Origin of the sequence: Brucella sp. NBRC 12950 (genome assembly GCF_030268145.1) — a bacterium.
Classification (GTDB): Bacteria; Pseudomonadota; Alphaproteobacteria; order Rhizobiales; family Rhizobiaceae; genus Brucella.
The window spans coordinates 297465-310562 of record NZ_BSQC01000006.1 but is presented as its reverse complement, the minus strand read 5'-3'; the positions used below and the strand labels follow the sequence as shown (position 1 = coordinate 310562).

Genomic DNA, 13098 nt, shown 5'->3' with positions numbered 1-13098 from the left:
AAAAAACGGGCCATTGGCCCGTTTTTTTAGATCATGCTCAACTGCACGCCATAGGGGGGCAAAGTTATAGTCTTGCTACCTGCAACCACCGCATCTTGTTCATGTTGTGAAATATTGACCAGCCAGACTTTCTCTTTTACCGCCATTGCCAAAACGTCCGATGGACGCGAGGACTGACACAGTTGGAAGTTTTTCCCGGCAAGCTGTGCAAGCACTTTTACAGTGTTGAACAAAGGACGGTTGTTACCAATAGCGACCGGTTCATTATCATCCGCAATGAGCCCAAAAGGCCCGGTGAGGGCTGAAAGCGTAAGGCTGTCGAGACCAGCATTCAGCACCGATATGGCATAGGCCAATGCGAAGCTTTCCGCGAACTTACCATTATGGCGCGGATCGCGATTGGCCATCGCAATGCGCTTGCCATTAGGGTTTCCCATCGTTCTGCTGCCATAAGGATTCTGGCGCATGGGGATGGTCGATGGCCCGATGCGATAGGGCTTGTCGCCGTAGATCGCGCGCACTGAACGGGTAATGAAAGGCAACGCCTCCAGTGTTTGCATAACGCTCAGATCATCAGCGGCATGAACAATTGGATTGGTGCAATGGGTGACGAAATCAACAAGCTCGCCCGGAATGCGCTTGCGATTAAGTTCGGTGAAATAGCTCAGCATTCCGCCGCCAAGCCGCACATCCGGGAATGCTGCTCTTGCTGCCGCATAAACATCTTCAAGCGGCGGGCAGGGTGGCCATTCGCTACCGGGTGGTGTTGATTGCCGATCTATAGCCGGTGAAATTATGACCGCATCCGGGGTAAAACCAGCCGCTTTCATAACAGAAGCGATTTCTGTCGTCTCTTCGATGAGCGATTTCGCGCAAGGCAATGCAATTTCTAGCGAAACGCGTCCGCTATGCTTCGCAGCCAAGGCTGCGAAGTCTGCAAAGGTTGAACCATTGTGCCCTGCCAGTTGATCGTAATGAAACAGCAGATCCTGCGGACCAATCTCCTGCAATAGATCGATTGCGGCGAGGCTTGCTTTGGCTTCTTCCGGTGTGATGATAATGCCGATATTCGGCATTCTGCCGCTTATGTCACCAAGCGTAATGCTCACCGGCTCCGCATAACGGGTGTGATTTAGTGTCGCCGCGCGCGTGTCGGAAATGTTGAGCACGATGCGCTGATGCTGGGGCTTGGTGGCTTCGATCTGGTAAGGCCATGGCAAAGCCAGCGGACGAACATAGGTTTTGTAAGATGCATCTGACCAGTTGCGCTGATCTTCCATCTCAAACGTATCGCCTTCCATGCGGCATTCGGCCGTAACGCCAGGCATGGCCTCATGCGTGATCGCACGCATGTCCTTGAAAGGCTGCCATGGCTCGATCAGATCGGGTAAGCGGGTCTTGTTGAGCGTGCCATCAACATGTTCGACGCCTACAGGTGAGCCAGCCACGCCGACGATTGGATGCAGGATGCAAAAGCCGCAGCGGTTGGTTTCAAAGCCTGTCGCTGTATTCGCTACGGCGTCGAAAGTAAGCGTACCGCCACTCTCCGCCTGAATGCGGACATCAATGGTGAGTTGGGTCGCATCCGGGCCTTCGCAACGTGCCTGATAGGTGACGATGAAACCGCTGTCGTTTTGCTCGACGTTCAGATCATGGATTTCCGGTTTATAGGTTCCCCAGTCTCGATCCCGAACGAGATAGGAGACAGCGCGCAGAACTTCGACGCCGTCGTAAGTGATGGTGCGAAGATTGCCGTCGCTTAAATCCAGGCCGAGTAAGCCCGCTTTTAGGTGCGTTGGCTGAGCTTCGGCTTCTCGCGTTCCATAGAGCAGGAAAGGATCGACGTTGCTCATTTGAGCAACGCCGTAATGTCGACGCGGTTGCCGCTTGTGGCACTCTCATAAGCGGCTTCTACAAGCGCGAAAGTCTTGAGATTATCTGCACCCGACGTCGAGGTTTCTTCGCGAGATTCCAGCTTGTCCACCCAATGCTGCTGAATGGCAAAAACGCTTTCCTGAATATTGTGCCATGGACGTGAGGCCCATGAGAGCAGTTTTGGCGATACGTCGGAAACCGTGGTGCCGTTCGGCGTAATCACTTCAAGGCGATAACCCTGATAAAGCCGGATCGAACCTTCGGTGCCATCTATTTCAATGAGCGTTTCCGGAAAAGGATCGGTTTCGAGCTTGGTGGCATAGCTGACGTCAACAATTGAAGTAGCGCCATTTTCATGGTCCATGAGAATAGTTGCTACATCTTCCCCCTTGATCTTCGGGTTCACACGCTTTGTGCGAGCAACAACGGTGGTCACATCGCCTAGAATGAAGCGTGCAATATCAAGCGTATGAATGCCTAAATCTTCGATGATGAAGCGTTCGCCTTCTGCAAGATATGGCTGGCCGGAAAACACGTCGAAGCCCGAGCGGAAGGAGAAACGTCCCCAGAACGGCGTGCCGATGACGCCACTGTCGACCGCCTTGCGCACCGCCTGTATAGGCGTCTGCCAGCGGAAGTTTTCATGCACCATGAGCGGAATACCTGCTTCATCGCAGACCATTACCATGGCCTTCGCATCATCAAGCGTTTTGGCAAAAGGCTTCTGGCAGATTGCTGGCACCTTGTGGGCGGCAGCAAGTTCCACCAAAGCACGATGGCTTGAAACTGTGGTGGCGATATCGACAAAGTCGATGCCGCCATCTGCAAACAGCGCTTGCGCATCCGTGTAGCGGCGTTCGATGCCAAACTGGTCGCCGACAATCTTCAACCGCTCAGGATCGCGGTCGCAGATTGCCACGATTTTGGCACCCGAAACGTCATTCCATGCGTGCATCTGGTTGATTGCGAAGAAACCGCAGCCGATCAGAGCGCCATTCAATTCTGCCATTTACTGAGCCTTTATCCTGCTTTTGCCATTTGCATGAGTGTAACGCGCTGCTGGAGGCGGCGCTGTGCCTGATCAACCACCACGGCAATGATGATTACAAGGCCCTTGATGACCATTTGCCAGAAGGACGATACGCCCATCATGACCAGACCGTCGGAGAGAATACCTATGACAAAAGCACCGATGATTGTGCCGCCAATGGTGCCGCGTCCGCCTGACATTGAGGTGCCACCGAGCACGGCTGCTGCAATGGCATTCAGCTCGAACGAGTTGCCGGTTGCTGGATGCGACGACATCAGTTCGGACGAGATGATAAGCCCGGCGATCGCAGCACAGAAGCCCGAAAACATATAAACGAACATTTTTACGCGGTCGACACGGATACCCGACATGCGTGCCGCACGTTCATTGCCACCGACGGCGAAAATCTGGCGACCAAGCGGCGTGTATCGCGCGATATACGCCGCAGCCAATGCAACGACGATCAGAATCCAGATTGATACCGGAAGACCGAGAATGCTGCCAGATCCGAGAAACGCGAAACCAGTTGTGCCTAGGTCTTCGCGTCCTACGAGGTTCGGGAAGGTCTGGCCGTCCGAGGACAGTAGTGCCAGACCACGCGCTACATAGAGCGTTCCGAGTGTCGCGATGAAGGGCGCAACATTCAGTTTGGTTATCAATAGCCCGTTTATGAAGCCGACTGCTACACCGACAGCCAATGTGATCAGCGAGATTTCGATGATGTTGAAATAGATAGTATAACCGATGCCAAGATCGATACCGTAGATCAGAAGTCCTCCGGCAACCATGCCGCAGAGCCCGACAATGGAGCCGACGGAAAGGTCGATGCCGCCTGTGATGATGACGAAGGTCATGCCCATCGCAAGAAATGCGTTAAGCGCAACGTGCTTCGACATTAGGATCAGGTTGGCTGCTGATAGGAAGTTCGGCGCTGCAAACGAGAAAAAGATGAACACTGCAAAAAGCGCGATGAAGGTTCTCAGTTTCATTAGCGTCAGCAGGGCCGAGCCGCTGTTAAAGGCTGAGTCAGTGGCGGCCGTCGTCGTGTTGGCTGTCATGACGCGAGTTCCTTTGGTTGTTTGTTGTGGTCGTTGTCATGTGTGTGTCCGTGGCCCTTGGCCGACGCCGTGATGATGTCGGCTTCCGTCGCCTTATCGCGATCGAATATGGCAATCAGCTTCCCATTGCTGAGCACCGCGATGCGATCAGAGAGCGCCATGACTTCTTCCAGATCAGAGGTTGAAAAGAGAATAGAAAGCCCCTCGGCAGCGAGCCTGCGCATTGTGCGAAAGACATCCGCCTTCGCACCCACATCGATCCCGCGCGATGGCTCATCCATTAAAAGAACTTTTGGATTGGTCATCAGTGCCTTGCCGATGACGACCTTCTGCTGATTGCCACCAGACATCGAAGTGACTTCGAATTCTGGATTCGGTGCTTTGATCGAAAGGTCTTTGATGGCCTGTTGAATGGCCTGCTTTTCACGCTTTGACGTGATGTGGAAGAAACGAGCCAGACGGTCGAGGCTCGCCAGTGTCAGATTGCTGGCAATCGACAAAATCTGCACTAGGCCTTCACGCTGGCGATCTTCTGGTATGAGGGCGAGACCACGCCGGATGCGACGGGTCGTATCGCGCTCCTTCACTTCCTCGCCATCGATATAGATATGGCCGGTGGAATGCCCATGTTGGCCCATCACACATTCGAAAAACTCGGAACGCCCGGCGCCCATAAGGCCGTAAATCCCCAGAACTTCGCCAGCGCGCACAGTAAGCGAGACGTTATCAACGGCAAGGCCGCCAGTCGCACGCGGGAGAGTGATGTTTTCAGCGCGAAATCTTTCGGGGCCAATCGTGTGGGTCACAGGCTTAGCAAAATCCTTTGCATCGGAGCCGATCATCGAACGCACGATCCATTGCGTATCGATATTCTTGATCTCTTCCTGGCCGGTGATTTTTCCGTCACGCAGAACCGTGATGTGATCGCCAATCCGCATCAGTTCTTCGAGACGATGCGAGATATACACGATTGCTACGCCCTTCTTCTTCAGCTCCGCGATCACCTTGAATAGAATGTCAACTTCGGCTGCAGAAAGGGCAGATGTCGGTTCATCCATGATGACGATCCGTGCATCGAGCGAAATCGCCTTGGCGATTTCGACAAGCTGCTGCTGACCGATCGGAAGATCCGCGACGAGCGTATTTGCACTGATACCTGCGTCAAGACGGTCGAGATATTCATTGGCCTTGACGACCTGCGCCTTGTGATCAATGCCGCGCAAACCGCGTGTGATCTCGCGTGTGGCAAAGATGTTCTCTGCCACCGTCATGTTTGCAAATAGGTTAAGTTCCTGAAAGATCATCGCAATGCCGCGCTTCTGCGCGTCGGCGGGGCTGGCGAATGACACGTCCTCGCCGTCGAGGATGATCTTGCCCATTGTCGGACGCTCAACGCCCGCGATGATCTTCATCAGCGTTGACTTGCCAGCACCGTTTTCGCCGACAAGCACATTGACCGAACCACGGCGCAATTCAAGGTTGGCGCGCTTGACCGCGACAATCCCCGAATAGACCTTGGAAACATCCTCAAGCTTGAGAACGATATCGTCCTTTGGGTTTAATTCCGTCTCCATCGCTTATTTCTCCAAAGAGATAGAAACAGGCGTGACAAGCGGAAGTTGGCCCTTCGATGGCAACGGGAAGGCACCTTCGGCTTTCACCTTCATTCCAACCAAATCTTCGCGTGGGAGCTTTGAGAGAACATCGTCATTGACGCGGGTGTTAAACGCCTTGCCAAACTGTGCCCAGTCGATCTGATTGCGAAACTCGTTGAAGTTCACAAAGGAAAGGCTGTCGCGGATTGCGCTGCCGCGAACGGTCGGCCCGATCTGCACACGTGCATCGGCCTTGCCGTCGCCATTGCTGTCAACATCAACATAGGCTGCGCGTGATTTCGTTTCTGCGGCGACCACCGTACCTTCAAGCTTGGCAGCAAAAGTCCAAGGTGCATTCCCCTGTTTTTCGCGATGACCGTATTTCGCTCCTGCGGCATCTGCATCTGAGCTTGCTGCCTGCATCACTTCATCGAGTGTTGAGGTTTTCTCAACAAAAAACGGTTTCACTTTTGAATCCCAGATGTCGGCAACCGAACGGTCGGGATTGAAATTATCGCCGCGTGCTTCTGCGGCTTCTTCTGCTGTCGGAGTCTTGATGATCTTGCAGCCCGAAAGCGCGACACCGCAGGCCAGCAGGATAAAGGAAGCTGACTTCAGCACTGACATGAATTTATCCTCGGTATCAAAGCATGTCGCGAAAAAATAGGCACCGGGCTTATGCGAATGACATGCGTGAAAACAAAGACCTAAGGCGCGTCGCCTCGTTGTGGAAAACACAACGCACTTTAGGGGTGTATTTCGGGAGCGCTAACACTTGTTGGCGCTCCCGATTTCGCAAGCCTTGGGAGTTAGTCCTTCAAAGCGAAGGTTTCGAGCTTGTCTGCATTGTCAGGATTGATGAGGACGCAGTCCATCAGCTGCTTTTCTTCAGCAGGTCCCTTACCGGTCTTGATATATTCGTCAGCCTGTACGACAGCCATCTGTGCCTGAGCATAGGCTGGCTGAAGAACAGTTGCCTTGATGCCGCCAGCCTTGATGGAGTCGCGAACATCATTGGAGCCGTCAAAGCCGACAACGATCACGTCCTTGCGACCTGCAGCTTCAAGCGCTGCCCATGCGCCCATCGCCATGGTGTCATTGCCGGAAATCACGCCCTTGATGTCAGGATTTGCCTGCAAAATGCTCTGCATCTTAGTGAAAGCTTCAGTCTGGCTCCAGTTTGCAGACTGTTGCGCAACCATCTTCATGTCTGGATATTCGTCGATGACGTCGTGATAGCCCTTCGAACGGGTGCCAGCATTGAGATCAGATTCGCGACCGAGCAACTCGACATAGTTGCCAGCTTCGCCCATCAGCTTGACGAATTCTTCGGCGCCGAGCTGAGCGCCCTGATAATTGTTGGATACGATCTGCGAAACAGCAACACCCGAGGCGTTGATTTCACGGTCAATCAGGAATGACGGGATCTTCGCGTCTTTTGCTTTCTGAACGGCGGCAATCGATGCTTCTGAGCCAGCATTGTCGAGGATGATAGCCTTTGCGCCACGGCCGATGGCGGTATCGACGAGCTGCGACTGCTTGGTCGCATCGTCATCATGCTGAAGGATCAGCGTATCGTAGCCAAGTTCCTTGGCTTTGGCTTCAGCGCCGACGGCTTCAGCCTTGTAGAATGGATTGTCGTGCGATGGCGTGATGATCGCGATCAGATCAGCAGCCCATGCCGGCATGACTACGCTGCCTGCCAATGTTGCCGAGACGGCTGCAATCGCAAAACCGCGTGCGATTTTCCTGCGTGTAAACTTCATGTAGACCTCCCAATAAGCCCCGTTTCCCAAAAGGGCGAAAAAAGGGGGCGGGTTGCGCCCCCAACTGATGTCACGTAATGCGACGGATGCTTTCTGCGATTTCTTCCGGTTCGAAAACGTTCTTCCAGTCGTCGCGCATCAGCGCAGGAATACCGAATTCGATTGCCTTGTTGCAGGCATCGGAGAATACGCCCTGGACTTCGCCAAAAATGACGGCGCCGAGAACATTCATGTGGCCGAGCAGGAAGTCGCGTGCGGCTTCTTCAGGGACGCCGCGACGGACGCATTCGTCCATGGCCTGCTTCATGACAACCAGAAGCGACGCGCAAACTGTTTCCGAAAGACCAGGCTCGAGGATTGCGAGCTGTTCAACGGTTACGCGGTGCGAACGCATGACTGGTGCCCAGATGACCTTGGCGATTTCTTCACCAAGCGCATAGGATTCTTCAGGACCCTGCATCAGTGCAGAAACGATGTGCTGCTTTGCAAACAGACCGCCGAAGTGGTCCTTCTTTGCCTGCATGTCCGTTTCATCGTTGAAGATCGGCGGATGGCAAGGATGGGTTACAAAATAGGTGAGGTCCGCGCGTTCTGGTAGATGGCCAGCAAATGGAGCAGCTGCGTCGAGCGCAATAACCATGGTGCCTGGCTTCAGCTTATCAACGATGCCTGCAGCAACCTTACCGATGATGGTGTCCGGCACAGCCAGAATGACGACTTCGGCGCCTTCGAGACCTGCATCTGCATCGATGGTGTCTATGTCGAGTTCGTTCTTCAGGCGTGCCTTGCCTGCGTCGCTGACTTCGATGTGGCGCACGTCGAAGCGCGAACCCTTGAGGTTCTTGGCCAGACGGTAACCCATCTTGCCGCCTGCGCCGAACAGAGCAATAGCTGTCATGATTGTATTTCCTTCCCGTAGTTTTGGTAGCTTAACTGGTATAACCAGTCAATGAGTATTCCAGATTCAAGAAGTCAAGCCATCACGAATCTGGCTGAAGTACCCGTCAGAACCGACCTGACCGCCCTTGAGAGCAATCTGGAGGCCGTTGGTGGCGGCATGCGCGCCGTGCGCCGTGCAAAGCGGCGACCCCGGTGTTTGTGGAAGCGGCAAAAGCGTGGTTAATGCATCAACATGCAGTTCACGCAATGCGTGGCTGGAAGTGTCACCGCCTGCAATCACTGCGCGGGTGAGCTGTTCGCGCTCGACAAGACTGCGGAGGATGAAGCCGAGGCTGCGGGCCAGCTTGTGGCGGCTGCCTGCGATCCTATCAATTTCTGTGCCGCGATCAGCCGACGGACCAAGGGCGGTGTTGAGGATAACGCTGTTGCCCTGCTGGAGCGCCTTCTGGCCGTCAGCAATGGCAGCTTCGATTGCCTGATTTCCGTTTTCGCCGAGAAGATCGAGCGGGTTAAGATTAATCCCGGTGAAGCCCGATGCGGTCGCGTGGCGGATCTGGCGTTCGGTGGTCGGCGAAACACTGCCCGAAACGACCGCGATGCGGTCAGCCTTGCCTGGAAGCGGAAACTCTTTTTTTGCACCGATCAGTCCGGCCTTGGCCCAGGCGGCCAGAAGCGCATACTCGACGCCGGACGAGCCGGCAACGAACCAGCCCATATCATGGCGCAGACGCCAAAGCTGTTGGCCTGCTTGTAGCTGGCTTTCGTGGCTGTCGACGTCAAGCAACAACATGCCGTCAGCATCTTTGACAATCACATTTACACGCTCATCCGCATCGGCGGATGAAAGCGCTACGAGATCAGCAAGCACGGTTTTCAGTGCGGTCTGCTTATCCAGATGCTCGCGCAGGTCAGCTTCGTGCATTGGCGTGACAGGATGGCGGCTCATGACCGGATGGCGGTCGATACGATAGACTTCGCCCTGATAGGCGGCAAACAGATTGCCAAAAGCGGTATAGCGCTTGAGTTGCGGTGCGCCGACAATCAACGGCACATAGGCTTGATTGAAGATCGCTTTGCCGATTTCAACCGCCTTACCGATATTGCCAACCTGAGGTGCGGAATCGAATGTCGAGCAGACCTTATAATGGGCAATTGAAGCATTCAGGCTTTTGAGCCAGTTGAATGCAGGCGAGAGATTTTCCTGCATCCATTCCGGCGTTTCGCTGCGGCTTGTTCCTGCAAGACCGATAGCCTTGCAGTGCGAAAAGCGCGAAAGAAGCTCTTCGTCCGGCACATTCATAAACAGCACAGTGTCAACGCCGTTGGAAGCCATGGCTTCCATAACATCGGTCGAGCCGGTAAGGTCGTCACCGTAGTAAGACAGCAGCAATTCGTTGGAAGCCTTGTTCATTATTCGCCTCCTCCATTTGAATTAGGGGAGCCGAATTTAGCGAGCGAAGCTGCGAGTTCAGGATGCTCTGCAGCATAGGTTTCAAGTGGGATTCCAGCGACTGCTGCTTCCCATGCCTGTTGTACGGCGCGAACACCAGCTGCCGGGCCGCCCGGGTGGCTGACAATGCCGCCGCCGCAAAGATAAAGCAGGTCCGTGGTGCGACCTGTGCGCTCATAGGTTTCAGGTGCCTGTCCGCCCCACTGGCCAGAACCAGCAACAGGAAGCGGGCAATCAGCCGGGTCGAAAAGTGGCGTGCTGACGGCTTTGAACGAATTGACGAAGCTTTCGTCTGGTTCCCAATATTTCACGCGAATACCGTTTATTTGGAACTGATCGACGCCAAGTAGGCGCCAGAACTGCTGATAAACACGGAAATCCATGCCTGCGCCCGGATTGCGGGTCAAAATATCCCAGCCATTGCGATGAGCGTGAAGCACGAGGCCGGAGCGCTTCCGCAAGAAGCTCATGCCGCCAAAGCCGACCGAATTGATGTTGACCACGGCGCAATTTCCACCCGCCTCGAGCACCATGTCATGGTTGCGCATCATCTCGTCAGGATCGGCGTGTGAAATGCCGAATGCATACATGACCTTTTTACCGGTCTTTTGCTCATGATTGAGAATAAGTGGCATGATGGCGGCGATGCGCTCTTTGAGCGGCGAGTAGGCCGGGCTCATAAGCTTTTCATCATCCTTGATGAAATCGACGCCGGATTCGATCAATTCGCCAACGAGTTCTGCTGTTTCATGCGGACGTAGGCCAAGTGCAGGTTTAACGATGGTGCCAATGATCGGGCGCCTTTCAACGCTCGCCAGCCGACGGCTTCCAGCAATGCCGAACTGCGGGCCGGGATGCGCGCTTTTGAATGCTTCCGGTAGTTTCATATCAACGACGCGGATGCCCGTCATGCCCTTAATCGAGTAAACACCGCCAACGGCAATCGTCATCAGTGCTGCAAGATCAGTGCCGATCGCATCGAGCGGAAAAGCAATATCCACATCGGCGCGCTTGATTGGGCCGTGACCAGGTTCGAGTTCTGGCCACGCTGGAACTGTCGCATCTTCAAGCGGACGGATTTCCAAGACGCGCGCTGCAACGCGGGCTTTGAGCTCTTCTGTTTCACCGGGCAGGGCGACAAAAGTGCCGGTCGACTGATCGCTGGCGATCTTGGCGGCCATCTTTTCAATGCTGCCGGTTGTCTCAATGCGATAGGTCAGACAAATATTCATCGGATTGTTTGTCGCTCGCTTCTCGTGTTCCACCCATGCCAGAGAGTCTCTGGCAGCTTATTTCCCGCATTTGCCAGAAAGTATCTCCTCACTTTCCGAGATGCGACTGAAGCGCTTGGCTCTGAGTGCGAACTGGTATAATGAGTATTCCAATATCTGCAAGCGGAAAATTGTTAGCCTGTTCACGAGAGCGTGGGTAACGGCTTTCATCTGGTCGCTCGACGGTGCATAAGGGGAGAAAGCTTATGAACAGTGAGATGCAATGAATAAGCCCATGGAACCTATTGTTCGCCGTAAGCTATCCGACGAAGTTTTCGACCGGCTCGAAAACATGATTACTTCTGGCGAATTGACGCCCGGCGATGAAATGCCCTCTGAGCGCGTATTGATGGAGCGCCTTGGAGTTGGGCGTCCGGCCATCCGCGAGGCGATGCAGTCACTTGCCAAAATGGGGCTTGTCAGCATTTCGCATGGTGAACGTGCTAAAGTTCTCAAACTGACTGCGCGTTCAATTTTGCAGCAGGTCGATCCGACAGCCAAGATCATGCTGGCGCAATCAATAGATACGCTGGAGCATCTTAAAAGCGCGCGAATCTTTTTTGAACGCGGCATTGCACGCGAAGCGGCACTCAAGGCAACCGACAAGGATATTGCGGAGTTACGTACCATCGTCGAGCGACAGCGGGATTCGCTGGGCGACGCTGATGCATTCATTTCTGCCGATATGGAGTTTCACATCCGTATCGCGAAGATTTCAGGCAATCCGATCTTTGTCGCGGTGAGCGAATCCATGCTTGCCTGGCTGCGTGAATATCACACGCATATGCTGATCTGGACGGGTAAAGAAAAGTACACGCTGGTCGAGCATGAAGAGATTGTAGACAAGCTGGCCGTAAGAGATGCGGATGGTGCAGAGGCGGCAATGCTCAATCACCTGGAGCGTTCGCGCGCCCTTTATACGAAATAGCTTTTTCGGGATGCGCTTCAATTCTCAGGAATGTTCTCTCTGAAGATCACCTGAACCCGAGGTGGCTGCTGGTCGAATGGTTCGCCCTTGATGCTGCTCATCAAGGAAGCAAGTGCTTCCCGTGCTTCAACACGCGGGTTCTGGTCAATGACTGCATCCATTGTGCCATTCAACAGGAGTCGCTTTGTGTTTTCGGTTAGCTCGTGGCCGATGAAAATAACGGAATCCGATTTTCCCAAATCCATCAGCGCCTGTCCGATGCCCTGATTACCAGCGCCGAGATTATAGATGCCTGCAAGGTTCGGGTGACGTTTAAGCAAAGCTCTCGTTTCTGAGTAGGCCTTTTCGCGGCTGTCTTCGATCTCGTTAAGTTCGACGATATTCAAGTGCGAAAACTCTTCCGCAATGACCCGACGAAAGCCCATTTCGCGCTCTTCGTGGCCGCGATAGGAAAGTGATCCGGCGAAAAGCGCGATCTCGTTTCGGGACTGTGGGCCAAGAAAGCGACCGAGAATATAGCCGCCGAGGCGACCAGCTGCACGGTTATCGATGCCGATATAGCCGACGCGCGGCACATGCAGAATGTCGGACGCGATGGTGACAATGCGGGTGCCGGATTCGGCAAGGGCGCGCATGGCTTCGCGCACGGTTGGGTGATCCAGTGCGATCACGCCAACGCCTTGTGACTGTCCCTTGAGATCGTCAAGGGTGCGCGCAAGCGTATCAGGGTTGAAACCTTCGACACTGTGGATTTTAAGTTCGATCTCGGGCCTCAAGGCTGCTTGCCTCGCGATCTGGTCGCGCAGATTGGCAATGAAGGTGTTTGTGCCCGCTGGCAGAACGAAAGCCAGTTTGATGCGCTCGGTGGTATTTGCGTTGAGCGGCGCGCTGCCAGGGAGATAGCCAAGATTGCGCGCGGCTTCGAGGACGATTTCACGCGTGCGCTCTTTCACGCCATCGCGGTTGTTCAATACGCGATCAACCGTGGCGCTGGAAACGCCCGCTGTTCTGGCAATGTCGCTCACCGTGGAACGCAAATCACACTCCTAACCAAAATGATGGGAAATGATGTATTTCGATTTATGCAAGATGCAAGGCTTCTTGTGTCTCTGCCATCTGTTTTCCTCATTAAATTGGCATTAATGCGAAATGGCCCCATCAAAAAACATCATTAATTTATATATGAACGCTGAAATTCAAAAGAATGAACAGTAACTTGATTAAG

General features: G+C 54.0%; 11 protein-coding genes. 1 reads left to right on the top strand and 10 read right to left on the bottom strand.

Annotation, left to right across the window (positions count from 1 at the left end; genetic code table 11):
* Window positions 1–26 precede the first annotated feature (26 nt).
* The 9 genes from apnL to oiaX all read right to left on the bottom strand — a co-directional run bounded on the left by apnL (window position 27) and on the right by oiaX (window position 10906).
* Window positions 27–1853 carry a D-apionate lactonase gene (gene apnL, locus QSJ70_RS12675; protein ID WP_285536784.1) on the bottom strand — a complete coding sequence of 609 codons (1827 nt, stop codon included), beginning with the start codon at window positions 1851–1853 and terminating at the stop codon, window positions 27–29.
* Entirely contained in the window at window positions 1850–2884 is a 1035-nt protein-coding gene (locus QSJ70_RS12670; RefSeq protein WP_215778372.1) for a Gfo/Idh/MocA family protein, read from the bottom strand. The genes apnL and QSJ70_RS12670 overlap by 4 nt, the downstream gene beginning before the upstream one ends.
* 11 nt (window positions 2885–2895) lie before the next feature.
* Window positions 2896–3963, bottom strand: a complete 1068-nt coding sequence (locus QSJ70_RS12665) for an ABC transporter permease (RefSeq protein WP_215778373.1) — start codon at window positions 3961–3963, stop codon at window positions 2896–2898.
* Window positions 3960–5537 carry a sugar ABC transporter ATP-binding protein gene (locus QSJ70_RS12660; RefSeq protein ID WP_285536783.1) on the bottom strand — a complete coding sequence of 526 codons (1578 nt, stop codon included), beginning with the start codon at window positions 5535–5537 and terminating at the stop codon, window positions 3960–3962. Before QSJ70_RS12660 ends, QSJ70_RS12665 begins: the two co-directional genes overlap by 4 nt.
* A 3-nt stretch (window positions 5538–5540) precedes the next feature.
* Window positions 5541–6185: a DUF2291 family protein gene (locus QSJ70_RS12655; protein WP_215778376.1), complete on the bottom strand. Its 645-nt coding sequence runs from the start codon at window positions 6183–6185 to the stop codon at window positions 5541–5543.
* Between the two features lie 182 nt (window positions 6186–6367).
* Entirely contained in the window at window positions 6368–7324 is a 957-nt protein-coding gene (locus QSJ70_RS12650; protein WP_007878322.1) for a D-ribose ABC transporter substrate-binding protein, read from the bottom strand.
* Between the two features lie 70 nt (window positions 7325–7394).
* A complete protein-coding gene (locus tag QSJ70_RS12645) occupies window positions 7395–8222 on the bottom strand; it encodes a phosphogluconate dehydrogenase C-terminal domain-containing protein (protein WP_064321494.1) in 828 nt (275 codons plus the stop codon).
* Between the two features lie 66 nt (window positions 8223–8288).
* On the bottom strand, window positions 8289–9635 hold the full coding sequence (locus tag QSJ70_RS12640; protein ID WP_285536782.1) for a four-carbon acid sugar kinase family protein: 1347 nt from the start codon (window positions 9633–9635) through the stop codon (window positions 8289–8291).
* Window positions 9635–10906, bottom strand: coding sequence for a 3-oxo-isoapionate-4-phosphate decarboxylase OiaX (gene oiaX / locus QSJ70_RS12635; RefSeq protein WP_285536781.1), 1272 nt, complete (start codon window positions 10904–10906; stop codon window positions 9635–9637). The genes QSJ70_RS12640 and oiaX overlap by 1 nt, the downstream gene beginning before the upstream one ends.
* 262 nt (window positions 10907–11168) lie before the next feature.
* Between oiaX and QSJ70_RS12630 the strand changes: the two genes are divergently transcribed.
* Window positions 11169–11873, top strand: coding sequence for a transcriptional regulator NanR (locus tag QSJ70_RS12630; RefSeq protein WP_215778381.1), 705 nt, complete (start codon window positions 11169–11171; stop codon window positions 11871–11873).
* Window positions 11874–11890: 17 nt separating this feature from the next.
* Here QSJ70_RS12630 and QSJ70_RS12625 read toward each other — a convergent pair whose 3' ends face one another.
* Window positions 11891–12910, bottom strand: a complete 1020-nt coding sequence (locus QSJ70_RS12625) for a LacI family DNA-binding transcriptional regulator (protein ID WP_215778383.1) — start codon at window positions 12908–12910, stop codon at window positions 11891–11893.
* Between the last annotated feature and the right edge of the window lie 188 nt (window positions 12911–13098).